Annotated in this window: 19 protein-coding genes; 13 read left to right on the top strand and 6 right to left on the bottom strand. The window is 74.0% G+C overall.

All coding sequences use genetic code 11. The features are described from left to right. Positions 1 to 38: 38 nt before the first annotated feature. From ABT299_RS29745 to ABT299_RS29730, 4 genes are read right to left on the bottom strand one after another with little or no spacing between them, the layout of a single operon-like run. The gene (locus tag ABT299_RS29745) at positions 39 to 1,691 is read right to left on the bottom strand and encodes a glycosyltransferase family 39 protein (RefSeq protein WP_500252741.1); all 1,653 of its coding nucleotides are present in this window, start codon (positions 1,689 to 1,691) and stop codon (positions 39 to 41) included. Continuing rightward, on the bottom strand, positions 1,669 to 2,616 hold the full coding sequence (locus ABT299_RS29740; RefSeq protein WP_500252740.1) for a glycosyltransferase: 948 nt from the start codon (positions 2,614 to 2,616) through the stop codon (positions 1,669 to 1,671). The genes ABT299_RS29745 and ABT299_RS29740 overlap by 23 nt, the downstream gene beginning before the upstream one ends. Next, positions 2,613 to 3,806 (bottom strand): hypothetical protein, encoded by a 1,194-nt coding sequence (locus tag ABT299_RS29735; protein ID WP_190866625.1) that lies wholly within the window; start codon positions 3,804 to 3,806, stop codon positions 2,613 to 2,615. Before ABT299_RS29735 ends, ABT299_RS29740 begins: the two co-directional genes overlap by 4 nt. Before the next feature lie 7 nt (positions 3,807 to 3,813). Next, positions 3,814 to 5,145 (bottom strand): hypothetical protein, encoded by a 1,332-nt coding sequence (locus ABT299_RS29730; RefSeq protein WP_500252739.1) that lies wholly within the window; start codon positions 5,143 to 5,145, stop codon positions 3,814 to 3,816. A 140-nt stretch (positions 5,146 to 5,285) separates the two neighbouring features. On the opposite strand from ABT299_RS29730, the gene glf reads away from it, so the two are divergent. From glf to ABT299_RS29690, 8 genes are all read left to right on the top strand, one after another. Then, the gene (glf, locus tag ABT299_RS29725) at positions 5,286 to 6,461 is read left to right on the top strand and encodes a UDP-galactopyranose mutase (protein WP_500252738.1); all 1,176 of its coding nucleotides are present in this window, start codon (positions 5,286 to 5,288) and stop codon (positions 6,459 to 6,461) included. Continuing rightward, positions 6,458 to 8,452, top strand: a complete 1,995-nt coding sequence (locus ABT299_RS29720; protein ID WP_190866631.1) for a glycosyltransferase — start codon at positions 6,458 to 6,460, stop codon at positions 8,450 to 8,452. Before glf ends, ABT299_RS29720 begins: the two co-directional genes overlap by 4 nt. Further along, complete coding sequence (locus tag ABT299_RS29715; RefSeq protein WP_190866633.1) at positions 8,449 to 9,327, top strand: ABC transporter permease; 879 nt, start codon at positions 8,449 to 8,451, stop codon at positions 9,325 to 9,327. Before ABT299_RS29720 ends, ABT299_RS29715 begins: the two co-directional genes overlap by 4 nt. Before the next feature lie 3 nt (positions 9,328 to 9,330). Then, the gene (locus tag ABT299_RS29710; RefSeq protein WP_387022105.1) at positions 9,331 to 10,179 is read left to right on the top strand and encodes an ABC transporter ATP-binding protein; all 849 of its coding nucleotides are present in this window, start codon (positions 9,331 to 9,333) and stop codon (positions 10,177 to 10,179) included. Positions 10,180 to 10,468: 289 nt separating this feature from the next. Further along, positions 10,469 to 12,532 carry a hypothetical protein gene (locus tag ABT299_RS29705; RefSeq protein ID WP_500252737.1) on the top strand — a complete coding sequence of 688 codons (2,064 nt, stop codon included), beginning with the start codon at positions 10,469 to 10,471 and terminating at the stop codon, positions 12,530 to 12,532. A 42-nt stretch (positions 12,533 to 12,574) separates the two neighbouring features. After that, complete coding sequence (locus ABT299_RS29700) at positions 12,575 to 15,691, top strand: ATP-binding protein (RefSeq protein ID WP_500252736.1); 3,117 nt, start codon at positions 12,575 to 12,577, stop codon at positions 15,689 to 15,691. Positions 15,692 to 15,802: 111 nt separating this feature from the next. Then, complete coding sequence (locus ABT299_RS29695; protein ID WP_500252735.1) at positions 15,803 to 17,788, top strand: AbeC-like domain-containing protein; 1,986 nt, start codon at positions 15,803 to 15,805, stop codon at positions 17,786 to 17,788. Between the two features lie 16 nt (positions 17,789 to 17,804). Beyond that, a complete protein-coding gene (locus tag ABT299_RS29690) occupies positions 17,805 to 18,164 on the top strand; it encodes a DUF5955 family protein (protein ID WP_500252734.1) in 360 nt (119 codons plus the stop codon). A 360-nt stretch (positions 18,165 to 18,524) separates the two neighbouring features. On the opposite strand, the gene ABT299_RS29685 is transcribed toward ABT299_RS29690, so the two are convergent. After that, the gene (locus ABT299_RS29685; protein WP_500252733.1) at positions 18,525 to 19,520 is read right to left on the bottom strand and encodes a hypothetical protein; all 996 of its coding nucleotides are present in this window, start codon (positions 19,518 to 19,520) and stop codon (positions 18,525 to 18,527) included. A gap of 248 nt (positions 19,521 to 19,768) precedes the next feature. Next, positions 19,769 to 21,481, bottom strand: a complete 1,713-nt coding sequence (locus ABT299_RS29680) for a hypothetical protein (RefSeq protein WP_500252732.1) — start codon at positions 21,479 to 21,481, stop codon at positions 19,769 to 19,771. Positions 21,482 to 21,877: 396 nt separating this feature from the next. Between ABT299_RS29680 and ABT299_RS29675 the strand changes: the two genes are divergently transcribed. From ABT299_RS29675 to ABT299_RS29655, 5 genes are all read left to right on the top strand, one after another. Then, a complete protein-coding gene (locus ABT299_RS29675; RefSeq protein WP_190866643.1) occupies positions 21,878 to 23,128 on the top strand; it encodes a Mur ligase family protein in 1,251 nt (416 codons plus the stop codon). Then, positions 23,118 to 23,828, top strand: a complete 711-nt coding sequence (locus ABT299_RS29670) for a type 1 glutamine amidotransferase (RefSeq protein WP_387022084.1) — start codon at positions 23,118 to 23,120, stop codon at positions 23,826 to 23,828. The genes ABT299_RS29675 and ABT299_RS29670 overlap by 11 nt, the downstream gene beginning before the upstream one ends. A gap of 120 nt (positions 23,829 to 23,948) precedes the next feature. Beyond that, a complete protein-coding gene (locus tag ABT299_RS29665; RefSeq protein ID WP_500252731.1) occupies positions 23,949 to 25,385 on the top strand; it encodes a purple acid phosphatase family protein in 1,437 nt (478 codons plus the stop codon). Between the two features lie 101 nt (positions 25,386 to 25,486). Next, positions 25,487 to 26,032, top strand: a complete 546-nt coding sequence (locus ABT299_RS29660) for a hypothetical protein (RefSeq protein WP_500252730.1) — start codon at positions 25,487 to 25,489, stop codon at positions 26,030 to 26,032. Next, positions 26,029 to 26,274 carry a hypothetical protein gene (locus tag ABT299_RS29655; protein ID WP_500252729.1) on the top strand — a complete coding sequence of 82 codons (246 nt, stop codon included), beginning with the start codon at positions 26,029 to 26,031 and terminating at the stop codon, positions 26,272 to 26,274. Before ABT299_RS29660 ends, ABT299_RS29655 begins: the two co-directional genes overlap by 4 nt. The last annotated feature ends 575 nt before the right edge of the window (positions 26,275 to 26,849 follow it).

Here is a 26,849-nt window from a genome sequence, read left to right as displayed (position 1 = left end):
CTAGAGCTTCGGCGTGCGGCTAGGGCTCCGCCGTGCGGCTAGGGCTTCGCCGTGCCGGCGGGCGGCTTGGGCGTGGCGGTGCGGGTCTTGGGAGACGTGGTGCGGGTCTTGGGCGCCGTCCGGTGCGGCTTCGCGGCGGGCCCGTGCGGCTTCGACGGGGACTCGTACGGGCCGGTGCGCACGTACAGCGTCAGCTTCCCGCCCTTGTACGTCCAGACGCGGGCGATCCGCCAGGGACCGGTGGCCCGGATCATCAGCCGGCGCCGTCCCACCAGGGGTCCCGGGCGCTTGCCGAGCGACCGGCTGCCCATCACCCACAGGCGCTGCGCCCGGCTGAGGGGGCCGCGCAGCTCGTTGGGGAACTTGTCCCTGCCCAGGATGTTGCCCGCGCGCACCGGGTCCTCGGCCATGCCGATGTCGTCGAGGCGGCCGAACGCCTCCGGGTAGGCGGCGGCGTCCCAGCGCACGACGGCGCCGAGGTAGAGGATCGCGTCTCCCCGGTGCGCCTCGCGGCGGACGACGTCGGCGGGCGTGCGCAGGTCGTCCAGCTTCGCGTCCTGCCGCCGGACGTCCAGCTGGGTGGGCACCGTCACCGCGACCATCGCGACCGCCACCGCCGCCGCGAGCAGGGCGCCCGCGGGAGGACGGCCCACGCCCGCGAGCAGCGCGAGGCCCGCCCCGGTCAGCAGCGACAGCGCGGGCAGGCAGAACAGCACGTACCGGTCGATGAACATGGGGTCGGCCACCAGCGACACGCCGATCAGCACCGCCGGCGGCAGCAGCAGCCACGGCACCGCGACGGCGGTGAGGGGCGCGCCGGAGTCCCGGCCGCGCGCCCGGACGCCCGCGACGGCGCCGGCCACCGCCAGCGCGAGGACCGGCGCGACCAGCCAGTGGTTGCCGGTCATGAACTTCAGGAGCCGCCAGACGGTGGCCGACGACGGCCTCGGCAGCCAGTTGACCTGGTCGGACTGGCTCTGCGCGGCCAGCACGAACGGGATCAGGGCGGCGCCGGCGAGGCCGCCGCAGACCGGCCACCGCAGCCACGTGCGGGGCGCCCTGTCGCGCGTCGCCAGGAGCGTGACGCCGTGCGCGGGGAGCAGCAGCAGGGCGTCGAGGTTGAGGAGGCCGAGGAACGCGATCGCGACGCCGTAGCCCGCGAGCCACCGCCAGGGGTGCCGCCCGCCTGGGCCGACGCCCCGGACGAGCAGGTAGGTGGCGAGCACCGCCACCGCCGTGACCATCGCGTACGAGCGGGCCTCGATCGCGTACTTGGAGGCGGCGACGGAACCCGCGTAGACCAGCCCGGCGAAGAGCCCCGCGAGCGGGCCCGCGCAGCGCCGCCCGATCAGCACGATCCCGGCGGCGGCGGCCGCGGTGGCCAGCGCGCTCGGTAACCGCAGCGCCGCCTCGCCGTCGCCGAAGGCCATCACCCACGGCCGCATGATCAGGTAGTAGAGGGCGTGGACGAGGTCGAGATGGTGGAAGACGCGCAGCATCTGCCCGGTGGGCCGGGCGGTCACGCTGACCGTGGCCGCCTCGTCCAGCCAGAACGCCGGGCCGCCGATCCCCGCGACGGTGACGGCCAGCGCCGCGGCCGCCGCGGCCAGCGGCGCCGCCGGCCCGGCGAGCCACCGCGCGCGCTGGGGGGCCTCGTCCCGGGCGGGACTATCGAGGGCGAGGCGCGTCATCGGGCAGTACCTCCAGGCCGGCCTCGCGCAGCAGGTCGGCGGTCGGTCTCGGACGGCTGAGCAGCCCTTCGCAGACGCCGCGCGCCAGGGCGCGGCGCAGCACGGCGCGGTCCCGGGATCCGGCGAAGGTGCGGGCCCAGCGCCGCAGCGTCGACCCGGCGTACAGCACCCGCTCCGCGGGGGCGAGCCCGCGGCTGCCGGCGAACAGCCAGATCTTGTTGCGGACCTCGAAGTAGAAGCGGTCGCCCGGGTCGGCGTCGGTCGACCCGAACGTCCTGGTCTTGTGCACCACGACGCTGTCGCGGCAGACCAGCCCGCGGCGGCCGCGCAGCAGCCGCATGGTGAACTCGAAGTCGTCGTTCCACAGGAAGTAGTCGGCGATCGGCAGCCCGCGCTCGCGGACCCGCGCCGCGTCCACGAGGATCGACACGAACGAGGCGGAGCGGACGGGATAGCCGTTCACCGCCTCGGCCCGCGCGCGCTCCGCGGCGGACGCCCGGGGCTTCTGCCGCGGCGTGTTCATCGGGTGGTCGCGGCCGTCCGTCCACACGACCCGGCTGCCGACCAGAACCGGCGCCTCCGCGCCGTCCCCGCCGCCGCTCGCCGCCTTCAGCAGCGCGTCGAGCGCGCCCGGCTCGGGGACGGTGTCGTCGTCCATCAGCCAGAGCCAGTCGGCGTCGCCCTTGAGGGCCTGCGCGATGCCCGCCGCGAAACCGCCCGCGCCGCCGGTGTTGCGCGACAGCTCCAGCAGCTCGGCGTCCGGGAACCGGGCCCGCACCATGTCCGCGGTGCCGTCGCCGGACGCGTTGTCCACCACGACGACCCGGTCCGGCGGGCGGGTCTGCGCGCCGAGGGCGGCGAGCGCCTCGGCCAGCAGCGAGATCCGGTTGTAGGTGACGACCACCGCCGCGACGACCGGGCTCATCGGCCCATGCCCGCCCGGCGGACGGCCCGGCGCAGCGCCGGCGCGGGCTGGGCGGACGCGACCTCCAGCAGCCTGCCGAGGCCCTCCTGCACCCCGGTGAGGTCGGCGCGCAGCTGCGCGAGCCCGACCCGCTCCCGCGCCTCCGAGAGCCGCTCCAGCAGGTGCACGATCACGTTCGTCGCCGCCTCGGCGACCTCCGACTCGGGCAGGTCGCGGGGCTGCAGCGCGGTCGCGGGACCGCCGGCGGAGGTCAGCTCGTCCAGGTCGCCGTGCACCCGGTACCCGGCGACGCGCAGCGCGGCGACGATCTGGCGGGTGCGCTGCGCCGCCCAGGCGGCGTGCTCGGGCGGCAGGCCCATCGGCGCCCGCCCGCCCGGCTCGGCGGCCGCGGCGAAGGCGCCGCCGGTGAGGTGGGCGCCGACGATCCGCTCGTAGTCGCCCCCCAGTGCCGGAGCGAGCCGGACGTTGAGCCGGCGCAGCAGCTCGGCCTCCAGCACCGACAGCGGCTCGCCCTCCGGGACGCCGGCCGTCTCGCACGCGTCCGGCTCGATGCCGGCGACCTCGCAGAACCGGCTCCACAGCAGCCCGGGCCGCTCGCCCGGCGCCGGGAGGGTGACGACGTGGATCCGCTCGCGGGGGACCGCCGCCTCCCACGTCCGCAGCACCCGGACGGGGTCGTGCAGCCCCCAGAACATCTCGCCGAACGGCTCGGGCGCGTCGATGCCGTGCTCGATGAGGTCGCCGACGAACTGCCCGAACGGGATGGTGTGGGTGTGCCGGATCTGCTCCTGCCAGTCGAGGACGAGCTGGGTGCCGAGGTCGCGGGTGGCGAACACGACGTGCACGTCCGCGTCGCCGAACGACTCCACCGCCCGCTTCGCCTGCTCCTCGGTGGCGCCGCCCAGCAGCTCCTGCGACAGCACGACGCGGTCCCCGTGCCACTCGCGGGCGCGCTTGGCGACGCGGTTCCAGGCCCCGTCCCAGGCGGGGTCGCGGTGCCCGCCCCAGGTCATCTCGCGCAGGTCCATCACGGCGCCGAAGTGCTCCAGCGGCCCCGTGACGGGGTAGCGGACGCCGGCCGCGCCGAGGCGCCGCTGGTTCTCCCAGAACACGCGCTGAAGGAACGCCCCGCCCGCCGTCGGCGCGCCGACGTGAAGGTAGACGGCCTTGGCGGCCTCCGGTGGGGTCATGCGTCGGTCACCTCGTGGTCGTCTCTCCGGCGCCGGTCCCCCCGGCGGCGGCCTGCCTGCGTTCCTCTTGCACCTGCCAGTACGCCTCGCGGAAGCGGGCGACCACGGCGTGGCGCTCGCTCAGGGTCCGGACGGCGCGCTTCACCACCGGGACCGTTCCGTCCACGAGGGCGTCGACGCGCTCGCGCAGCGCGCCGGAGTCGGCGACGAGCAGGTCGAGCAGCTCGGGCGTGCCGAGCCCGGCGTCGGGGAGCCGCGCGATCTCCGCCTCGCACTCGTCGATCCGGCGCAGCACCGCCGCGACGGCGTCGCCGCTCGCGTCGGTGATGTCCGCCCAGCAGGGGTCGTCCGGGTGCCGGCGGCCGTCCGCGGGGGCGGGCGCCGGCACCAGCTCGTCCAGGTCGCCGATGATGTCGTAGCCGGTGCCGGACAGCGCCTCGACCATCCGCCCGGCGCGTTCCACGGCCCACGCGTGGTCCTCGGCGGGCAGCGGGATGCGGGTGGTGGTCTCCCGCCTGGTCAGCACGTCCTGCGCGAGGTGGTGCTTCATCTCCTCGTTGTAGAAGTGCCAGTCGGCGCTCTCGCGGTCGAGGGCCCGGTTCAGGCGGAGCAGCAGCTGCGTCTCCGGCAGCCCGAGCGAGGGGTTGGCGAACCCGGCGTTCAGGTCGCAGGCGTCCGGCGGAAGGCCGAGCGCCCGGCAGAACCGCTGCCACAGCAGGTCGCGGGGGGCGCCGGGGCGCGGGAGCGTCACCACGTGGACGTGCTCGGGCGGCAGGTGCTCGCCCCAGCGGGCGAGGATCTCGACCGGGTCCTGGAGTCCCCAGAACAGCCGGGCGACCTTGGACGCCCGCCAGTCCGGGCGCCGCAGCGCCGCCATGAACTGGGCGAACGTGGTGGTCCAGCGGTTCTTGACGTCCTCCTGCCAGTGCGCGGGGATCTGCCGGGCGAGGTCGCGGACGGTGAAGACGACGTGCACCTCGGCGAAGTCGAGGTCGGCGAGGGCGCGCGCGACGTGCGCGCGGAACGCGGGGGCGAACAGCTCCTGCGAGATGATCGTGGTGCCGCTCCAGCCGCGGGCCTCCTCGACCAGCCGGGTCCAGGCGCCGTCGATGAGCGGGTCGGACGCGGTGCCGAAGAACGCCTGCCGGAGGTCGAACGCGGCGCGGACGTGCTCGGCGTCGTCGTAGCCGGGGTAGAGGAACCCGGCCTCGCGCAGGCGCTCGCGGTTGTGCCACAGGATGTTCTGCAGATACGTGGTCCCGCTCTTGGCCGCTCCCACGTGGAGGTACACCACGGGACGCGGCGAGCGCGCGGGCGCGCCCGGTGAAGGTGCCGCCACCGCATTCCTTGAGTACTTGTACGTCCGCTGATGGAACAGCGGGTATCTTAGCCGTGCATCTGCACCATAGGCGCAGTTTGTCCTCAGGGCTTCCGGCCCCATCCCTGCCCGTCCCCCCGCATGGAGATGGACGTCCTCCAGTGAACGTTGATCTTGTCGTCGTCGGCACGGGGTTCTTCGGGCTCACCGTGGCCGAACGCTGCGCGACCGAACTCGGACTGCGCGTGCTCGTCGTGGACCGCCGCGACCACATCGGCGGCAACGCCTACAGCGAGCCCGAGCCGGAGACCGGCATCGAGATCCACCGGTACGGCGCGCACCTCTTCCACACCTCCAACGAGCGGGTGTGGGACTACGTCAACCGGTTCACGAAGTTCACCGGCTACCAGCACCGCGTCTACTCGACCTTCAAGGGCCGCGTCTACCCGATGCCGATCAACCTCGGCACGGTCTGCGAGTACTTCGGCCGCGTCATGTCCCCGGACGAGGCGCGCGAGCTGATCGCCGGGCAGGCCGGCCTCGCCGGCGGCGCCGAGCCCCGCAACCTGGAGGAGAAGGCGATCTCGCTGATCGGGCGCCCCCTCTACGAGGCGTTCGTGCGCGGCTACACCGCGAAGCAGTGGCAGACCGACCCCCGCGACCTGCCCGCCGAGATCATCACGCGGCTGCCCGTGCGGTACACGTTCGACAACCGGTACTTCAACGACGCCCACGAGGGCCTGCCCGTCGACGGGTACACGGCCTGGCTGGAGCGGATGGCCGACCACCCGAACATCGAGGTGCGGCTGAACACCGACTTCTTCGACATGCGCGGCGACGTCGCGGGGCGCGTCCCCGTTGTCTACACCGGCCCGCTGGACCGCTACTTCGACTTCGCCGAGGGCGAGCTCGGCTGGCGAACGCTGGACTTCGAGACCGAGGTCCGGCCGACCGGCGACTTCCAGGGCACCCCCGTCATGAACTACGCCGACGAGGACGTCCCCTACACCCGCATCCACGAGTTCCGCCACTTCCACCCCGAGCGCGACTGGTACCCGCGCGACAAGACGGTGATCATGCGGGAGTACTCGCGGTTCGCGGCCCGCGGCGACGAGCCGTACTACCCGATCAACACCCCCGAGGACCGGGCCAGGCTGCTGCGCTACCGCGAGCTCGCCCGGCACGAGGACGGCGTCGTGTTCGGCGGCCGCCTCGGCACCTACAAGTACCTCGACATGCACATGGCGATCGCCAGCGCGCTCAGCATGGTCGGCAACCGGTTGCGGCCGCACTTCACCGAGGGCGCCCGCCTGGTCAGCGGAGGAGCGGACGAGTGACAGCACGATTCGACGGCGGCGAGGCGCCGCTGCGCACCCTGCAGCGCGTCGTCCTGCCGGTCGGCCGCGACCTGGACGTCCTCGCCCTGTACGTGGAGGGGCAGATCGTCCGGGGCGCGGAGGCCCTCGCCGAGGAGACCGCGGTCGAGGCCGGCATCGGCGACCGCCCGGCCGCCGAGGGCGCCGCCGGGCGCGCCGACAGCGTGGGCCGCCGCGCGGTCGTCGTCCCGGTCGGGCAGCGGGTGTCGTTCGCGACGTACTTCAACGCCTTCCCCGCCGGCTACTGGCGCCGCTGGACGCACGTGGACGACGCCGTCCTGCGGGTCCGGCTGCGCGGCGACGCCACCGTCATCGTCTACCGGTCCAGCGCCAAGGGCCACGTGCACCGCGTCGCCTCCGTCCGGGTGGACTGCGAGACGGCGGAGGAGCGCACGTTCGACCTGCCGCTCCAGCCGTTCGTGGACGGCGGCTGGTACTGGTTCGACGTGCTCGCCGGGGAGCGCACCGCGGTGCTGGAGCGCGCCGAGTGGTGCGCGGCGGCGCCCGAGGTGACCCGGCAGGGCACCGTCAGCATCGGCATCACCACCTACAACCGGCCCGCGTTCTGCGTGGAGCAGCTCCTCGCGCTCGGCGAGGCCCCGGAGGTGCTGGACGTCGTCGACGAGATCTTCGTCGTCGACCAGGGCACCGACCGGATCGAGGACCACCCCGACTTCGCCGCGGCCGTCGACGGGCTCGGCGGCCGGCTGCGCGTCATCGACCAGGGCAACCTCGGCGGCTCCGGCGGGTTCTCCCGGGCGATGGACGAGACGGTCCGCGCCGGCCGCAGCGACTACGTCCTGCTGCTGGACGACGACGTGGTGACCGAGACCGAGGGCGTGCTGCGCGCGGTCGCGTTCGCCGACCACGCCAAGACGCCGACGATCGTCGGCGGGCACATGTTCAACCTCTACGTCCGCGGGCAGCTGCACGCCTTCGGCGAGACGATCGAGCGGTACCGCTGGTGGTGGGGCCCCGCCGCGCACACCTGGCGCGAGCACGACTTCGCGGAGGAGGGCAACACGCTGCGCGAGACGCCGTGGCTGCACCGCCGCGTCGACGCCGACTACAACGGCTGGTGGATGTGCCTCATCCCGGTCGAGGTCATCGGCAAGATCGGGCTGTCGATGCCGATGTTCATCAAGTGGGACGACGCCGAGTACGGGATCCGGGCGCAGGCCGCGGGCTTCCCGACGGTGTCGCTGCCCGGCGTCGCGGCGTGGCACGTCCCGTGGCAGGACAAGGACGACGGCGTCGACTGGCAGGCGTACTACCACTGGCGGAACCGGCTGGTCGCCGCGCTGCTGCACTCCCCGTACGAGCACGGCGGCAACCTGCTCAAGGAGAGCTTCATCATCTCGGTGAAGCACGCCCTGGCGATGCAGTACTCCACCGCCGAACTGATGATCATGGCGCTGGAGGACGTGCTGACCGGCCCGGCGCACATGCACGCCGGCATGGTCACCAAGATCTCCGAGGTGCGGGCGGTGCGCGCCGGGTTCACCGACGCGCAGGCCAAGGGCAGCGTCGAGGAGTTCCCGACGGTGCGGCGCAGCAAGCCGCCGAAGCGCGGCCGCAACCCCGCCCCGCCCAAGGGCCGCACCAAGGTGATCAAGACGGCGCTGACCAGCGCCATCAAGCACCTCGGCCCGGTGGACGAGGAGGCGCTGCGCAACCCGCAGGCCGCCGTGCCGCACATCGACCAGCACTGGGGCATGCTGTCGAAGTTCGACAGCGCGCTGGTGTCGTCGGCGGACGGCACGAAGGTCCACTGGTACCAGCGCGACCCGAAGCGGTTCCGCTCGGTGATGCGGCGCAGCGGCCTCCTGCACGCCCGGCTGACCCGCGAGTGGGACGGCCTCGCCGAACGCTACCGCGCCGCCGCGGACCAGCTCGCCTCCCCCGAGGCCTGGCGGGAGACGTTCGACGCCTCCGGATCGGCGCGCGGGTGAGCGCAGGCCACGCCGCGCCGCCCGCCGAACTCCCGCCGCTGGTCGCCCCCGGCACCGACGGCGGGCTGCGGCGGGCCCTGAAGGACCGGTACCTGCTCCGGCTGCTGGTGCGCCGCGAGCTGAAGGCCCGCTACAAGGGGTCGCTGCTCGGGCTCGGCTGGTCCTACGTCCGGCCGGCGGTGCACTTCTCGGTCTACTTCTTCGTGGTCGGGGTCTTCCTCGGCATGAGCAAGCGGGTCCACCACTTCCCGGTCTACCTGTTCTCGGGGATGGTGCTGATCAACCTGTTCACCGAGACGCTGCACTCGTGCACCCGCTCCATCACCGGCAACGCGCCGCTGGTCAAGAAGGTGTTCCTGCCGCGCGAGCTGTTCCCGATGGCGTCGCTGCTGGTGTCGCTGGTGCACTTCCTGCCCGGGTTCGGGATCATGCTGGCGGGGGCGCTGTCCTTCGGCTGGCGGCCCGACCCGGTGGGGCTCGCCGCCGCGGCCCTCGCCTTCGCGATCGTCGTGATCCTGGGGCTCGGCCTCGGGCTGCTGTGCGCGGGCGTGAACGTGTTCTTCCGCGACCTGGAGCAGGTCGTCGACATCCTGATGATCGTCATCACCTGGTCGGTGCCGATGATCTACCCGTGGGTGCACGTCCGGCAGCGGGCGCCCGGCTGGGTGCTCGACCTGTACCTGGCGAACCCGCTGGTGTCGGCGGTCAGCCTGTTCCAGCGCGCGTTCTGGTACCCGACGACGCCGAAGCTCTTCCAGTTCCCGCCGCACCTGTACGGGCGGGCCGGGGTCGCGCTGGCGGCGTCGCTGGTGGTGCTGGTGGCCGGCGTCCTGGTGTTCACGCGGGCCCAGCAGCGATTCGCGCAGGAGTTGTAGGAGATGGAGCAGCACGGGCAGTTCGAGGAGCACCGGCAGTTCGAGGAGCACGGGCAGTTCGAGGAGCACCCTCGGTTCGAGCAGCACCGGCCGCCCGAGTCGATCGTGATCGACTCGGTGAGCAAGCGGTTCACCCTGCGGCACGCCCGCTCGATCCGGGAGATGACGATCCGGGCCGTGCGCCGCCAGGACCTGTCGGAGAGCTTCAACGCGCTGGACGACGTGAGCCTCACCATCTACCAGGGCGAGACCGTCGCGCTGATGGGGCTGAACGGGTCCGGCAAGAGCACCCTGCTGAAGATGATCTCCGGGGTGATGCGGCCGGACCGCGGCTCGGTCCGGGTCCGCGGCCGGATCGCCGGGCTCATCGACGTCGGCGCGGGCCTGCACCCGGACCTGACGGGCCGGGAGAACGTCTACCTCAACGGCGCGATCCTCGGCATGTCCGAGGCGGAGATCAAGAGCAAGTTCGACGCGATCGTGGAGTTCTCCGGCGTCGAGCGGTTCCTGGACAACCAGGTGCGGTTCTACTCGTCCGGCATGTTCATGCGGCTGGCGTTCTCGATCGCGGCGCACACCGAGCCGGACATCTTCCTCATCGACGAGGTGCTGGCCGTCGGCGACCCGCCGTTCCGGGAGAAGTGCCTGCGGCGGATCCGGGAGCTGCGCGGCGAGGGCCGCACCATGGTGATCGTCGCGCACGACATCCAGATGCTCACCCGGCTGTGCGACCGGGGTGTGACCCTGCGCCGGGGCAAGGTCGTCTTCGACGGCGACCCGGCGGAGGCGGGGCGGCTGTGGCGCGAGGACCGGCAGGCGCGGCAGGCGTCGCTGAAGGCCGGGACCGGCTAGCCCGCTCCGGAGGCCGCCCGCCCGGGGCCGCCGGAGTGGCCGGGTGCGGCCAAATCGGGGGTGGGTGGGGTGTCCGATGTTTACCGCAGGTGAACCCCGTGACCGAAATGGTGGTCCATGTCGCACTTCCGGGTTCTTGTTCCGGTGAACGTGACACGCGACCCCGGCAGGCTCTTTACTCTTGCCGTGTAGGCGAACAGACACCACCGACACCACCGACCAACTGAACTCCAACCCCCAGGCGTTTCCCCCGTTCCGCGACTCCCAGGGGTCTCACGACGTGACGGACATGGCGAGCGGGTCCGCGATGGCGCGGCTCACACAGGCCGACCGCGTCTACGTGGGCTGGCGCTACGCGCAGGTGCACCCTGACCCGGGGCCGCCCCCCGGCGTGCCCGAGCCGGCCGAGCGGCCGCCGGCCGGGCCGCCCGCGCGGCGTCCCGGCGAGCACCTCGCCGCGCACCCCCTGCGGCTCGCCACCGGCGGCACGTTCGCCGGGGTCGCGCTGTTCCTGGCGTGCGGCATCGCCGGGCTGCTGCCGTGGGCGTTCGCGGGCGTGGCGCTGCTGGCGTGCGGTGTCGTCCTCGCCATCACCGGCGGTGCCCTGTGGCGCGACGAGCAAGCCGTCCGGGAGCGGCTCGCCGACGAACGGGAGCGCGCCCGGCGCGAGCACGCCCGCCGCGCCCGGGAGCGGGAGGCCGCGCAGCGCGCCTACGACGACGCCCGCCGCGAATGGGAGCGGCGGCACCGCGCGTACGAGAGCCAGCGCGAGTGGTACCCCGTCGCGGTCCCGCCCGGCGTCGACCGGGTGGACGTGGTCGGCGGGACGCTCGCCGGGTGGTCCGCCGCCGTCACCACGATGGGCGCGGCGCGGCTGGCCGTCGGCGCCCGGCTCACCGTCATCGACCTGTCCGAGGGCGCCGTCGCGCACGACCTGCTGCGGCTCGCCGCCGACCGCGGCGACGACCCGCTCGTCTGGGTGCTGCCCGCCGACCTGCCGCGCCTCGACATGTCGCGGGGGCTGAGCCAGGAGGCGCTCGCGGACGTGCTGTCGCTGGTGGTGAGCGCCGGTGAGGAGGAGGGCGGCACCCGCGACCTGTCGTTCGACAACTCGATCCTGGAACGGCTCATCGAGGTCCTCGGGCCGGACGCGACGATCCCGCGGATCACCGCGGCGCTGCGCGTCCTCGCCCAGGTCGGCGACCCGCGCGACGACCTGCGCAAGGGCCTGCTCACCGACGAGCAGCTGGAGCGGGTCGCGACGCTGTTCGGCCGGGACGCCACCGACCGGATCGTGGTCCGCCGCGCGTGGGCGCTCGAAGCGCAGCTGCGCAAGCTGGAGAAGCTCGCGACGGAGCCGGTGGGGCTGCCGCCGTCCCGGCTGCACGTCGTGTCGATGGACCGCCGCGCCGGCGTCCTCACCAACCGGATCCTCGGCACCTACGTGACGACGGCGCTGACGCACCGCATCCGCGAGTCGCCGCCCGGCGGCCGCTGGGACCACACGCTGTTCCTGTGCGGCGCCGAGAAGCTGCGCGGCGACGTCCTGGACCGGCTCATCGACGCCTGCGAGGCGACCGGGACGGGGCTCGTCCTGATGTACCGGTCGATCCCGCGGCACGTCCGCGAGCGCCTCGGCCGCCGGGGCCACGCGGCGGTCGGGTTCATGCGGCTCGGCAACCCCGAGGACGCCCGCGTCGCCGCCGAGCACATCGGCACCGACCAGCCGCTGCTCGTCGCGGAGATCACCGACTCGGCGGGCGAGACGCTGTTCGACGTGGCGGGGGAGAGCTACGCCAGCACCGTCGCCTACGCCCGGCCGCGCGGCGACGGCCTCACCGACCCGGTCTGGTCGCCGCTGCCCGCGCCCGCCGCCGACGACTCCGTGCTGGTCGAGGGGATCAGCTCGGCGACGGCGTGGGGCCGGACGGTCACCGCCGGGGGCGGCGCCGAGAAGCAGCGGTTCCGGGAGCTGCTCATCGAGCCGCCGCAGCTGCAGGAGCTGCCGCCGACCGCGATGGTGTTCACCCACTCCGGCACGACGGGCCGCCGCATCATGCTGGTGGACGCCAACCCCGGCATCATCACGCTGCCGACCGCGCACTCGATGGAGTTCGAGGAGTATCTGCGCGAGCAGGAGGCCCTGGAACGCGCCGCCGCCGAGGAGCCCCAGGACGCCCCCTCCGACCCGCCCGCGCCAGCCGACGCGCCGCCGTCCCCCGAAGCGCCGCCGTCCCCCGCACCCGTGCGCGACGAGGAGCCGCCCGCGCCCCGGGCCCGCCACGCCCTCCCGCGCGGCGGCACCCGCTTTCCGCCCCTCAAACCGAACGGCCGCCACAAGGGCTCTCGCTGACGTGCGCTGGCGCGGTGCGGGGGCCGGGGGAAGGATGGTCGGGTGACGTACCCCCCTGGTTCCATGCCGCCCGGTATGCCCCCGTACGGACGGGGAGCGGGGATGCCGCCCGGCGCGCCGCCGCCCCGGATGAGCGGGGCGGGCCGCGGAGCGGGCGGCGCCGGCGGCGAGTGGGGCGGCGAGGCGGTCGCGCTGCCGGGGCCCTGGTACCGGATCCAGGCGATCCCCGCGCCGCAGCGGAACGCGTCCGCCGAATGGGACTTCGTCAGCGTGCTGCCCGCCGCGCTGTCGGCGGCGCGGCGGAGCCGCCCGTTCGTCGTCGGATGGCTGTCGGCGGGCGGCGGCGCCCCGCTGGAGCTGATCACCAACGCGGGCCCGATCGGCGCGCCCGGGCCGGACGGTGAGGCGCAGGGGCTGCTGTTCCCGAGCGGCGCCCGCGGCGTCCGGGTCGGCGACGGCTGGCTGCGGCAGGCGTCCCGGATGGCCTGGACGCGCTGCCCCGGACGCCTCGCCCCGCAGGTCGGCCCCACCCTGCCGGACGGCGGCAGGGGCGGTCCCGGCCTGTTCGAGGCGACGCTCGTCACGCTGATGGAGCGGCCGTTCGCCTGGTTCGTGGTCGCCGAGCCGTGCGACGAGCGGCTGATCGACACCGAGATGCGCGAGCTGCACCACGAGCTGCGGATGCTGCGGCGCGGCGAGGACGAGCAGGCCCGGCTCGCCGTCGCCCGCGCCGACCAGCGGCTCGCCGAGCTGGACGCGTTCCGCGAGGCGGGGCTCTGGCAGGTCCGGGTCGTCGCGGGCGCGGCGACGCAGGAGGAGCTGGGGCAGATCGCGCCGGTCCTCGTCGGCTCGATGGAGCTCGGCCACCACCCGTACCGGCTGCGATCGGGGCACGGCAGCGGCACGTTCGACGAGATGCTGCGGCCCGCCGCGGAGCCGGCGCCGCTGCGGCCCGGGGCCGAGCCGGAGCAGCGGTTCCCGTTCGTCGCGACGGCGGGCGCGCTCGCCGCCCTCGCGGGCCTGCCGCGCCGCGAGGTGCCCGGCCTGCGCGTCCTCGACGCCGGGTACTTCGACGTGACGTCGGAGACCGACGACGCGCCGGCCCGGCGGCCCGAGGCGCGGATCGAGCTGGGCGCGATCCTCGACGGCCAGGACCGGCAGGTCGGCACGTTCACCGTCCCCCGCTCGACGATCAACCGGCACGTGTTCGTGACGGGCGCGACCGGCGCGGGCAAGTCGCAGACCGTCCGGCACCTGCTGGAGCAGCTGACCCGCGCGGGCGTGCCGTGGCTGGCGATCGAGCCGGCGAAGTCGGAGTACGCGGCGATGGCGGGCCGCATCGAGGACCTCGGCGGCCCCGTCACGGTGGTGAACCCGTCCGACCCGGCGTCGGTGCCGCTGTCGGTGAACCCGCTCGCGCCCGAGCCGGGCTACCCGGTGCAGGCGCACATCGACATGGTCCGCGCGCTGTTCCAGGCCGCGTTCGACGCCGAGGAGCCGTTCCCGCAGATCATGGCGCAGGCGCTGCAGCGCGTCTACGAGACGAACGGCTGGGACGTGGTGACCGGCGCGGGCGTCCCCGGCTCGCTGATCGAGCCGGCCGTCCCGACGCTGGAGCAGCTGCAGAACGCCGCGCTCCAGGTCATCCAGGACGTCGGGTACGGCCGCGAGCTGATGGCCGACGTGCAGGGGTTCGTGGACGTCCGGCTCCGCTCGCTGCGGATCGGGTCGGCCGGGCGGTTCTTCGAGGGCGGCCATCCCGCCGACATCGGCGGGATGCTGCGCGACAACATCGTCCTGGCCATCGAGGACGTCGCGAACGACGAGGACAAGGCGTTCCTCATGGGGACGCTCATCATCCGGATCGTCGAGCACCTGCGGATGCGGGAGCGGCGCCGCGACCGGTCGGACGGCCCGGCGCTGCGGCACGTCATCGTCATCGAGGAGGCGCACCGGCTGCTGCGCAACCGCGGCCCCGAGCGCGGCAGCTCGCACGCCGTCGAGCTGTTCGCGGGGATGCTCGCGGAGATCCGCGCGTACGGCGAGGGCATCATCGTCGCCGAGCAGATCCCGACCAAACTCGTCCCCGACGTGATCAAGAACACGGCGCTGAAGGTCGTGCACCGGCTGCCCGCGCACGACGACCGGCACCAGGTCGGCGCGGCGATGAACCTGGACGCCGACCAGTCCCGCGAGGTGGTGTCGCTGCGCCCCGGCGTCGCGGCGGTGTTCGCCGACGGGATGGACCGGCCGCTGCGCGTCCGCGTCCCGCTCGGCGAGGGACGCGAGGCGGAGCTGCCCGGCCCGCCGCCTCCCGTGGACGGCCGCCGGTCCGCGGCGTGCGGCTGCGAGTGCCGGTCCGGCCGCGCCTGCACCCTCTACGAGCTGCGCGAGGCCGACCTCGTCGCGGGCCATCCGGACTGGGCGTGGCTGCGGCTGTGGGCGGACACCCTCGTCCTCGCGCACGTGGTGAACCGGCCCGTGCCCGCCGTCCCGCCGGAGCTGGGCCGGGCCTGGTCGCGGCTGGCGCCCCGGCTCCGCGAGTGCGCGCTCGCGACCGTCCTCGAAGGCGCCGTGACCCGCCGGTCATGGGCGTTGCGGACCGTGTACCCGCCGTCCGACCTGACAGCCACCGCCGCCGGCGCCGCGCAGAAGCTCCTCGGCGGCGGCGCCTCCGGTGCCGCGCCGGGCCCCACCTGGGTGATCCCGCAGGTCCGCTGGCTGCACGAACTCGACCGGCTGTTCCCCTACGGCGGGGGCGTCCCCGACAAGCACGCCCCCGCTCCACCGCTGGACTACCAGCTGCCCGGTCTCAAGCAGCCGCCGCAACCGAAGTTCGGCCACCGGCTGCGCGCGCTTCGCCGCCACCCGCTGTCCATGGAACTGGACCGCAACCGCCCCCTCGCCATGACCGCGCTGGAAGGCGACGACGAGCACGCGGGCTTCTACGCGGACCTCGCGGTCGTCGCGATCGGCCTCCCCGAGGACGAGCAGATCGAGGACGCCGCCCGGACGATGCGCGTCGAGGAGTGGCTGGAACCGGTGCTGAGCTGGCCGGAACGCTTCGTCGAGCCGTTCGCCGACCCGTCCGCCGGCCTGCCGTTCCTGTCCCGCGAGCCCGAGCCCGAGCCCGAGCCCGGCGGCGCCGACGGCGGGTGAGCCGTCCACGACGATGCGATCACGATCCGGTGATATCTCACCAGAACCCCGCATACGTCGCTAGATTCTTTCTCCGCACCGGCCCGCCCACCCGCGCGGAGGGAGCGGCACATGGACCCGCAGACCGACGACCGGACCCGCTCCCGCGACACCGGCGGCCACCCGCGGCCCGCCCCGCGGCCCTTCTTCCGCCACGCGCCCGAGGCCGCCGACGCGTCCGGGCAGCCGCTGCAGAGCGCCACCCGCTACCTGTCGGCCGCCGCCTACCTGGACCGGCGGCTCTGCGACCGGGTCATCGCCGAGTTCCTGGACGACGAGCACCGCGCCGTCGTGCCGTCCTTCGGCTTCGACCTCGGCCCGGTGATCCTGCACGCCGTGCGCGCCCGCCGGTTCCGGCTCGTCCGCGACCTCGCGATCATCGCCGTGTTCGTCGTCGCGTGGCTGCTCGTGCCGGCCGTCGCCGCGCTCTACCTCCTCGTCACGCTGACGCTGCACGTCCCCTGGCGGCGGCTGCGGTGGCGGTGGCGGCTGGCGCTCGGCGCGCTCGCGGCCGTGCTCCTGCTGCCCGTGGTCACGTTCGGGCTGCTGGGCGGGGCGCAGGACCTGGACGGCTACGAGCACGAGCAGAACACCGGCTTCCTCGACTCGCTGCAGACCGACCACGCCGTCCTGACCGTCGTGCTGCTGTTCCTCGTGACGGCGACGATCGTGTTCGCCCACCTCGCGGTCGTCTTCTACGCTCTCGCCCGCGACCTCGGCCCCGGCGCGACCGGACCCGGGCCGCGCACCTACAGCGAGCGGGTCCGCCTGGTCATCGACCGGGTGCGCTCGGCCCAGCACGGCAACGTCACGCTCTACTCGGGCGGCAACCCGTTCATCGGCGCGGGGGACGTGACGGCGCCCTGGTCCCGCGTCTGGTCCATCGCGCTCGAACTGGACCGCCCCGCCGCGTCCGGGCCGGGCCTCGGGGCCGCCGACGGCGACGCCGCCTCCCCGCACCTCGACGCCCCCGACACCGCGTCGTCCGACACCGCGTCGTCGGGTGCCGGGACGTCGGGTGCCGGGGCGTCGGGTGCCGGGACGTCGGGCGCGGGCAGATCCGCGGGCGAGCCGGGCCCGCGGCGGGTCGACGCGGTCACCCTGCACGAGCGCGTCCGCGCCAAGATCCTCCGGATGCGGGACGAGGCGCCGCCGCGGCCCGGCGCCCCCGTCCCGGACCGGACGCCGCTTCCCCCGAACGAGCGCATCACCGGGCTGGTCAGCGACGTCCACATCGTCGCCCGCGGCCGGTGCCCGCAGCGGACCCGCCCCGTCGACGCGGTGAGCGGCCGCTGGTTCCAGGGGCACCCGCTGATCGACCCGGTCGCCGGGGTGCCGTTCTCCGTCGCCGCGCCGGAGGCGGTCGAGGCGATGATGCGGCATCCGCAGGGCGACCTGCGCTGCTACCAGCGCGTCACCGTCGGCGGGCACGGCCAGGCGATCGATGCCCCGGACGGCCGGCCCGTCGCGCCCGCCGAGGAGAAGGACGTCGTGCTCTCGGCGTTCGTGTACCTCGCCGTCGAGGGGCGCATGCTCTACGGGCAGTTCGTCGCGACGGTCCTGCCGCCCGTCCGGGAGGAGTACCGGATCGTCGACCGGCTGCCCGACTGGGACGCGGTCACCCTGCTGCTCCGCACGCTGGCCGAGAGCTGGCGGACGGTGCTGGCCGGCACGCTGCTCGCCTGGCCGCGGATGCTCACCACCTGCTGGACGATGGCCCGCAGCCTCGTCGCGGCGACCTCGTCGGGCAACCCGGCGCGCAAGGCGTCGCACGACTACGGCGCGCGGATCAGCGTCCGCGAGCTGTGCGCCGAGGACGGCTTCGCGACGTTCGTCCAGGAGACCGACGTCGACAAGTACATGCGGCTGATCGAGCGGCGGGTGAACGAGGCGATCCTCGACCACCTGTCGGACGAGTGCGGGATCGACGTGTCGGCCTACCGGGCGCAGGCGGGCGTCATCCTGAACCAGGGCGTCATCATGACCGGCGGCACCGTCCACGGTCAGATCGCGTCCGGTCGCAGCGTCGAGCAGCGGCAGACCCGCATCAACCCCTGACCTCGCGGAGGACGGAATGGCGGAGCACGGCGACCGGGGCATCAGCATCGGCGGGCACGCCAACGTGTCCGGCCAGATCGCCACCGGCGACAACGTCACCCAGAACCAGCAGGTCGTCGGCGGCGGGGCCGGCGCGGACGTCGCCGAGGCCCTCGCCCGCGTCGAGCGGCTGCTGGACCTCCACGCCGCCGAGCTCGCCGAGGCGGCGCGGGCCCGCCGCGACCTCGCCGACGTCCGCGAGGAGGCGGAGGACGGCGACCCGGACGCCGAGCGCATGGGCGGCGCCCTCGCCCGGCTCGGCCGCCGCGTCGCCGGCGTGGCGGCGCTGGCCGAGGCCGTCCGCGCCCTCGCCGCCGCGGTCGGCGTAGGCGGCTGACCGGGCTGCGCCGTCCGCGTCGCGGGCGTGCCGCACCGAGGGCGTGCGGCGTCGCGGGCGTGCGGCGTCAGGGGCGTGCCGCGTCAGAGGCGTGCGGCGTCAGAGGCGTGCGGCGTCAGAGGCGTGCGGCATCGAGGCTGTGCCGCGTCGAGGGTGTGCGGCGTCGAGGGTGTGCGGCGTCGAGGGTGTGCGGCGTCGAGGGTGTGCGGCGTCGAGGGCGTGCCGCCTCAGGGGCGTGCGGCGTGGGACAGGATCAGGAGCAGCCACACCGGCATGCCGCACGGTGCATGCCGGCGACCGCGATGCCTCGGCGTTGGCCCGGCGCGCGGTGGTGCGCGCGGCCGTTACGCCGCTCGACCGTCAGATGTTGTCGCCGTCGCGGGTGGGGAGCCCGGCCTGCTGGGCGATGGGGGTCCAGTAGGTGATGAACTCGTTCTTCGCGTTCGTCGCCTCCTGGTTCACGTCCGCCACCTCGTCGTCGGACGGGCAGCCGGGCGCGACGTCCAGGTAGCGCTGGTTCGACTCGACCGACGCGCGCAGCGCCCGCACCAGCGCGTCCTTCATCGCGGTGCCGTTGTCGAGCGCGCTCACGTCCAGCGCGTTCGCCTTGTCGAGCTGCGTCTGCCGCTCGTCGTGGATGCGCTGGAGGCCGTCGGTCGGGCAGCCCTCGGTGACGACGGTGCCCAGCTCGGAACGGGTCCCCGCCATGTCCTCGATCAGGGCGTCGACCGTGCGGGCCTGCGCCGTCATGTCGCCGCTGGGCGAGCCGTCGGGGGTCGGGGAGCCGTTCGGGCTCTCGTCGTCGGTCGTGACCGGCTGGCCCGCCGGCGAGGACGCCGGTCCGGCGACGGACCTGGCGGGCTTGCCCGGCCCGCTCGGCCAGAACACGATGCCGAGCGCGACCACGACGAGGAGCACCACCCCGGCCGCGATGAGGAAGTACAGCGCGTTGTTCCTCTTCGGCGGCGCCGGCGGCTGCCAGATGGCGGGCTCGGCCCACGGCTCCGGCCCGAGCTGCGTCGACCGCTCGGCCCACGGCTCGGGGCCGAGCGGCGTCGACCGCTCGTCGGACGGCGGCATCGGGGTGGTGTAGTCCGCCGGTGGCGGCCACTGCCCCTGGTCCGGCGCGTCCGGCACGGGGACCCACGGAGGCGGCAGCGGCTCAGCGGGCCCGGCGCCGAACCCGGACGGGGGCGCGCCGGCGGGCGGCGGCTCGAACGGGTTCCCCTGGCCGCCGGACGGAGCGGGCGGGACGCCGTAGTCGCGCGTCGCCTCGTCGTCCCGGGACGGGTCGCGCGCGGTCTCCTCGCTCGCGGACAGCGTGTGGCCGGGACCGTCCGGCGACGCCGGCCGCACCGGCGCGTTGCAGCGCGTGCAACGGGGGAGCGCCGGATTGGTGTCGCTTCCGCAGCCCGGACACCGCATAACAGCCCCTTACCCCGTGAGGTGCATCGGTGACAAGATACTGCCCCGCCCGCGCTAACGGACGGCCCCTCCGCGGGTCGCAACCCGGTTGTGATCGGACGGTCACGCCCGCGCACGCGCCGTGCGGGCCGCCGGGGCGGGCGCGGGCGGGCGCCGGACGGCCGGCCGCGCCCCGCCGGTCAGACCCGCTGCCAGCTGCGCACCGGCTGCCCGGTCTTCCTCGCGACCGGGTTCCACAGCGCGACGAACCGCTGCTTGGCGAGCGTCGCGCGGCGCTCGCCCTGCGCGCGTCCCGGCACGTGCGCCGCGTCCGGCTTCGGCTTGCCGTGGCAGTGCGCCCGGCTCCGCTGCGCCCACTGCAGCAGGAGCTGGTCGACCTGCAGCGACGCCTGCAGCGCCTGCGCCAGCGACGTCCGCAGCTGCTCGCCCTTCGTCAGCTGGCCGACCTTGAGGTTGCGGGTCCGGTTCAGCTGGTTCTGGCGGCGCTGGACGGCGTTCTGGAACCCCTGGACCGCGGCCGGCAGGTCCTTGCAGCGGCCCGCCCGCCCGAGCGCCCCGGCGAGGACGCGGCGCGCGTCGACGCTCGCGTCCAGCACCGCGCTCATGGCCTCGGCCTGCTGCTTCTCCGCGTCGCTGATCTTCTCCTTCTGCGCCACCGGCCGGCTGGACGACTTGGCGGCCTTCGGGGACGCCTCGTCCTTGCCGCCGGACGGCCACGCGACGAACGCGACCGCGGCGAGCGCCACCGCGACGAGGGCCGCGACACCGATCAGCAGCGGCTTGCTCGTCCCGCCGCCGGAACGCGCCCGGCCCGGCGGGTAACCACCGGGGCCGCCAGGGCCACCCGGACCGCCGGGGCCCATCTGGCCCATCGGCATGCCCTGGTTCCCTAACGGCATGCCCTGGTTCATCGGGTCGCCGTAGCCGCCGGGCTGGCCGAACCCGCCCGGCTGGCCGAACCCGCCGGGTCCGCCGGGGCCCATCGAGGGAGCGCCCATGACGGACGTGCCGCCCGGCTCCATCCGGGTCTGGTCGAACCCTCCGCCGCCGGAGCCGAAGTCCATCCTGGTCGGGCCGTCGAGCGGCGCGCCGCCCATCGGGCCCGCGCCCATGGGGCCCGCGCCCATGGGGCCCGCGCCCATGGGGCCGCCGGGGGCGATCTGCGTCGCGTCCGCGTCCGGCATCGGCGGCATGCCGAGCGGCGGCGTGCCGGCGGTCGGCAGCGGCGCGCCCCACCCCTGGTCGGCGGGCGGCTGCTGGGAACCGTAGATCTGGGTGGCCTCCGCCGCGTCCTGCGGGTCGGGCTTGCGCGGCTGGGCGAACCACGACTCCGGGACGATCGACTCGACGGGCGGCGGCTCCGCCTCAGGGGCGAGCGACCCGCCGGGGAACCCGCCGGCGGGCGGCAGCGCGGGCGCGCCGGGTGCGGCGCCCAGCGCCGGCTGCTGCCCGTTCGCCTGCGGCAGGCCGTTCGCCTGGCCGTTCGCGCCCGCCTGCTCGCCGGCCCACGCCGCCTGCGGCGGCGTGCCCGCACCGTTGACGCCGTTCACGCCGTTGACGCCGTTCACCCCGTTCGCGGGGCCGTTGCCCGCGGGGAGCGCGGGCATGCCGCCGGTGGGCGTGTAGCCCTCCTGGTCGGGGTCGAACGTCCACGTCGCGGTGGACTCGGGGTCGGCGGGCGCCGGGTCGGCGGACGCCCACGCGGGCGTCGGCGGCGGTGGCACCATCATCGTCTTCTCGCCGAGGCCCGACCTCTCGTCGAGCGCGGCGGCGGCACCGTCCTGGACGGGCGCCGGAAGCGGACCGACCGAGTACACATCGATCGGCGCGTCGCAGTTCGAACACTTGCCGAGCGTCCCGGGCGTGTGAGAACCGCACGTCGGACACTGCATCGCTCTGACCTCGCCTTGTCGCCGCTTGCCACGCCTGCGCATTCCGGCCCGCCGGCTCGGGCGGGCTGCCCTTCCCCGCAAACCGGCAGGGCTCCCGACAAAAGTAGTGGGTGATGTCGTTCTAGGGCGCGTGGATGGGAATCTGGACTCACCGCTGACGGGCTCGCACCGAATCACGACAGCTCGGTACCGGTCAAGATTGCCGCCGGTGGTTTACCGGAACGCCTGTGAGGCTGCTCACATCTTAGGGCGGACGGCCGCGCGCCGCCGGAGAACCGCCCGCACCGGCCGCCGCAACACGCCCGGCGCGCGGCGAGCGCCGCGCGCAGCGGCTAGGCTCGGAGCGGTTCAGGGCGCACTTGAACAAGACAGGCGCATCCAGAGAAGACGGAGTCCATGAGCGATCTTCCGCTGCGTTCGCAGCTGGCCGTCGCGCTCGGTCGTACGGCCGCCAAGATGTCCCGGATGGCGGGCCGCGGTGACGGCTCGGTGATCGGCGGGCGGATCGGCCTGCGCCTCGACCCCGAGCTGCTCACCAGGCTCGCCAAGGACCGCAAGCTCGTCCTCGTCAGCGCCACCAACGGCAAGACGACGACGACCCGGCTGATCACCTCGGCGATGACCCCGCTGGGCGAGGTCGCCACCAACGCGTTCGGCGCGAACATGCCCACCGGGCACGTGTCCGCGCTCGCGTCCGCGCCCACCGCCCGCTACGGCGTGCTGGAGTGTGACGAGAAGTACGTCCCGATGGTCCTGCGGGAGACCGGCGCGAACATCGTCGCGCTGATGAACCTCAGCCGCGACCAGATGGACCGCGCCGCCGAGATCTGGCTGCTCGCCGGCAAGTGGCGGCGCGCCCTGGAGGCGTCCCCGAACAGCCACGTCATCGCCAACTGCGACGACCCCCTGGTCACCTGGGGCGCGTCGTCCGCGAAGAGCGTCACGTGGGTCGCCGCGGGCCAGCACTGGCGCGAGGACTCCTGGTGCTGCCCCGAGTGCGGCGGCCCCCTCGACCGGCAGGACACCGACGAGGACAGCGACTGGGCGTGCCGGCAGTGCCACTTCCGCCGGCCCCGCCCCGACTGGGCGCTGAAGGGCGACCAGATCACCGGCCCCGACGGCCGCGCCTTCTCCCTCTCCCAGCTGTCCCTGCCCGGCCGCGCCAACCGGTCGAACGCGCTCATCGCGCTCGCGGTCGTCGCCCAGTTCGGCGTCCCGCCCGAGCAGGCGCTGCCGCTGCTGTCGCAGGTGCGGTCGGTCGCCGGCCGCTACACCACCGTCGAGCACCAGGGCCGCACGCTCCGGCTGCTGCTGTCGAAGAACCCCGCCGGCTGGCTGGAGGCGTTCGACGTCCTGCAGCCCGCGCCCGGCCCCGTCGCCCTGTCGATCAACGCGCAGGGCCCCGACGGCCGCGACACCTCCTGGCTGTGGGACGTCGACTACCGCATCCTGCGCGGCCGCCCCGTCTGGGTCGCCGGCGAGCGCCGCATCGACCTCGCCGCCCGCCTCGAGGCCGCCGACGTGCAGTTCACCCTGGTGGACGACATCGACCAGGCCGTCATGGCGGTGCCGCCCGGGCACCTGGACGTGATCGCCAACTACACCGCCTTCCAGAGCATCCGAACGAGGTACGGCCGTGTCGTCTGACCGCATCAAGATCGTCTGGATCTACCCGGACCTGCTCAGCACCTACGGCGACCAGGGCAACACCATCGTCCTGGAGCGCCGCGCGGCGCTGCGCGGCATCCCCACCGAGACCGTCAGCCTCCGCTCGGACGAGCCCGTCCCCGCCGACGGCGACATCTACCTGCTCGGCGGCGGCGAGGACCGGCCGCAGATCCTCGCCGCGCAGCGGCTGCACGGCGACGGCGGCCTCGCCCGCGCCGTGCAGTCCGGCGCCGTGGTCTTCGCGGTCTGCGCCGGCTACCAGCTGCTCGGCCACGAGTTCGGCGGCGAGGAGGGCCAGCCCGTCCGCGGCCTCGGCCTGCTCGACATCCGCTCCGGGCGCGGCGAGCAGCGCGCCGTCGGCGAGATCGTCGGGGACGTCGCGGGCGAGCTGAACGTGCCGCGCATCACCGGCTTCGAGAACCACCAGGGCGTCACGCGGCTCGGCCCGAACGCCCGCCCGTTCGCGAAGGTCGTGCACGGCATCGGCAACGGCGACGGCTACGAGGGCGCCTACGCGGGCCGCGTGCTCGGCACCTACATGCACGGCCCGGCGCTCGTCCGCAACCCGGGCCTCGCCGACCTGCTGCTGCGCTGGGCCGTCGGCCACGACCTGCAGCCGATCGACGACTCGTGGGCGGGCCGCCTCCGCGAGGAGCGCCTCGCCGCCGTCCTCGGCTGACCGGCCGGCGGCCCGCGAGTCGGGCCGGGCCGGGAAGGTGCCGGGCTGTCCGGCGGCGATCCGGTGAACGTTCGGTCAGGGGTCTGGCGGCGCGCCCGCCGCGCTGCCACCGTGGCGATCATGATCTGCTGCCGTCCCGGCCGCCGCGACCTGCTGCGCTGGAGCGCGATCGTGGCGGGGGCGGGCCTGCTGCCCGCCCTCGACCCGCCCTCCGCGCGCGCCGCCGGCACCGCCCGCCCGGTGAACCTCGAACTGGTGACGCTGACCGAGACGTCCGCCGTCCTCACCTGGTACACGGGCGTTCCCGGCACCGACGACGGGCTGGGGCGGATGCGGCCCGCCCCGTCCGACGCCGAGGTGCTCTACGGGACGCACCCGTCCCGCCTCACCCGCACGGCCCACGGGCCGTCCGGCACGCCGTACCACTACGTCGAACTCACCGATCTGGAACCGGGCCGCACCTATTACTACAAGGCGCGGTCCAACGGCGTCGCCGCCACCGCGACCGGGCTCGCGGGCGGCCAGGCGGCGGGCGTCCCGCAGGGGGACGTGTTCGCGTTCACCACGCCGCAGCCGCCGCCCGGCAGGCACCTCTTCTCCATCGCGCTCTGCAACGACCTGCACCTCGGGGAGACCGTCGCCGGGCTCATCGGGCAGCTCCCCTGGATCACGGGGATCTCGCAGGTGCCGGGCCACGCCCCCTACCCGGAGATCATGGCGAAGGCCCTGATCGCGGACGCCCGCGCGCGAGGCGCCGACCACCTGCTCGCCGCCGGGGACGTCTCCAGCGAGGCGGCCCCTGCCGACCTGCACGGCGCGAAGAGCATCCTCGACACCTTCGGCACCTATACGCAGGACTATCTCGTTACCCGCGGCAACCACGACCGCGCCCACGAAGGCGCCGCCTACTCCACCTGCACGGTCGGCCGGTACCAGGGCAACGACTGTTTCCAGGACGCCTTCTTCCCGTCCGGTCCCAGCTATTTCGCCCATGACCTGCACGGGCTCCGCGTCATCGGCCTCGACACCTATGACAAGCCCGGGAACGGCGGCGACTCCGGCGGGCTGTCGCCGGAACAGCAGTCCTGGTTCGAGGCCGAACTCAAGAAGGACCCGGACCGTCCGACGCTCGTCTTCGGGCACCACCCTCTCTTCACGGAGAACGACCCGCTGTCCGCCACCGGCGCCCATTCCCTCGACGCCGGGCAATCGCTGCGCATTCTCGGCGCCTATGCCCGCACCCCCGGAGTCTTCCTCCACCACGCCGGCCACACCCACCGGAACCAGCGGTCGGTGTTCCCGCTGGCGCCGAAGGTCGTGCAGCAGGAGGTCGGCGCCGTCAAGGAGTACCCCGGCGGCTTCACGCTGCTCCGCGTCCACAGCGGCGGCTACGCGCTGAACTTCTACAAGACCCGCAGCCCGGAGGCCCGGGCATGGAGCGAGCGGAGCCGGCAGGAACTGTCCGGGCTATGGCCGCAACTGTCCCTGGGCAACCGCGTCACCGACCGCAATTCCGTCGTTCCCCTTGACCTTTCCGGACTGGTATCCGCAGGCTGACGCGGCCTGTGGCGCGTACGTGAACGTTCGGTGACACGACTCCCGGAAAGGCGAGCCGGGCACGTACGCTGGCCGTACTGGCGACGTTTTCGGGGGATCTCGTGCCGACACGCGGTTGGCTGAGCCGGATCGACGAGGCGTCCGGCACGCTGCTGATCGGCGTCGCCATCGTGGCGGGCGCCGCGGTGGCCCTGGGATTGCTCGCCTGCGTGGTTCTGGTCTTCGCCGGAGTAGTGCACGCCCTGATTCCGTACTGGGCCTATATCCTCGCGGCGTTCGGCCTCCTGGTCGTCCTTCCGCTGACCGTCAGCGGCATCCGGAACTCCGGGCGTTCGCCGGAGCGGAAGATATCGACCGAGCTGCCGCGCCGGGGGCCCTCCGCTTCGTCTTACCTGGGGGCGTCCGGCTGGGACGCGCCGCCCAGACGCCACAGCGGAACGTCCATCGACTGGCACACCGCCACGTCCTATTCATGCCGCCGCTGCGGACACAACTGGACGTCGCACGGGCGAGGCCAGGGAAGCTGCTCGGTGGAAGGACCGCCCTACACGACGGAGACCACCGTCGGCTGGGAAGGTGACATCATCCAGACCGAGAGCGGCACCCCGTGCGGATGCAGCCGGTACGAGGGCATCGAGCCGTCATGACGTGGCTGCGGAAGATCGACGAAGCGCTGGGCCGGCTGTTCCGTGTCCTCGCGGTCGTCGTCGTGGCGGCGGGCGCGCTCGGCCTGCTCGCCTCCGTCGCCCTGATCGTGGCCGGGCTGTTCAAGATCTCCCCCTTCCTCTCGCTCGGGGCCGTCGGGGTGGTGAGCCTGCTGTTCTACCTGGCGCGCAACACGGAAGGCGGCCCCCCGACCGAACCCGGGCAGCCGGGCGACTGGTACTAGCGCTCGTCCTCGGTGCGGGAGCTTCCGCGCGCCTGATCTATTCGCGCCTGATTTCTTTGCGCCTGATCTCTTCGCGTCCGGTCTCTTCGCGCCTGATCTCCTTGTGCCTGACTCTTCGCGCCGTTTCGCAGGTCGGTCCTCCGAAGACCGGAGGAGACGACCCATGGCCTACCTGCAAGGCGGCCGCTGCCTGCTCGGAACCGGGAGCAGGCGTGCCCGGCCCGCTACCTCGGCGAGGAAGGTGGCGCCGCCTGCGTCGCCAGGGCCGCACACCTCGAGATGTGGGCGGCCCTGCGTCGCGTTGGGGCCTACGTGGGTAGGCATCCTAGGCTTTCAGACCCGCCTGCCCGGAATAGTCAACATCTGATCATCATAATCATCGTCTTCGTTGCTGGTGTGAATGGAATCTTAGATCGAACTGTTTGAATGTTGAATCGCTTTGTGTTGGGGGTGGAAGGGGACATCGCTGCGAGGTTGAATGGGTGTTCGGGTGGTGGGGTGGCGCTTGCGTACGGGGCCGCCCCTCCAAAGTCAAGGGCGCCTTCGGCGTCGCTTCGCGATGGACTTCGTCCACC

Source organism: Spirillospora sp. NPDC000708 (assembly GCF_040299565.1).
Classification (GTDB): Bacteria; Actinomycetota; Actinomycetes; order Streptosporangiales; family Streptosporangiaceae; genus Spirillospora.
Note: the sequence above shows the minus strand (reverse complement) of the source record. Positions and strands in the feature narration are given on the sequence as shown.

Coding starts and splice junctions, on each gene's coding strand:
- ABT299_RS29745 (WP_500252741.1), bottom strand. CDS start 1,691: ATGACGCGCCTCGCCCTCGATAGTCCCGCCCGGGACGAGGCCCCCCAG.
- ABT299_RS29740 (WP_500252740.1), bottom strand. CDS start 2,616: ATGAGCCCGGTCGTCGCGGCGGTGGTCGTCACCTACAACCGGATCTCG.
- ABT299_RS29735 (WP_190866625.1), bottom strand. CDS start 3,806: ATGACCCCACCGGAGGCCGCCAAGGCCGTCTACCTTCACGTCGGCGCG.
- ABT299_RS29710 (WP_387022105.1), top strand. CDS start 9,331: ATGGAGCAGCACGGGCAGTTCGAGGAGCACCGGCAGTTCGAGGAGCAC.
- ABT299_RS29705 (WP_500252737.1), top strand. CDS start 10,469: ATGGCGAGCGGGTCCGCGATGGCGCGGCTCACACAGGCCGACCGCGTC.
- ABT299_RS29695 (WP_500252735.1), top strand. CDS start 15,803: ATGGACCCGCAGACCGACGACCGGACCCGCTCCCGCGACACCGGCGGC.
- ABT299_RS29690 (WP_500252734.1), top strand. CDS start 17,805: ATGGCGGAGCACGGCGACCGGGGCATCAGCATCGGCGGGCACGCCAAC.
- ABT299_RS29680 (WP_500252732.1), bottom strand. CDS start 21,481: ATGCAGTGTCCGACGTGCGGTTCTCACACGCCCGGGACGCTCGGCAAG.
- ABT299_RS29675 (WP_190866643.1), top strand. CDS start 21,878: ATGAGCGATCTTCCGCTGCGTTCGCAGCTGGCCGTCGCGCTCGGTCGT.
- ABT299_RS29665 (WP_500252731.1), top strand. CDS start 23,949: ATGATCTGCTGCCGTCCCGGCCGCCGCGACCTGCTGCGCTGGAGCGCG.
- ABT299_RS29655 (WP_500252729.1), top strand. CDS start 26,029: ATGACGTGGCTGCGGAAGATCGACGAAGCGCTGGGCCGGCTGTTCCGT.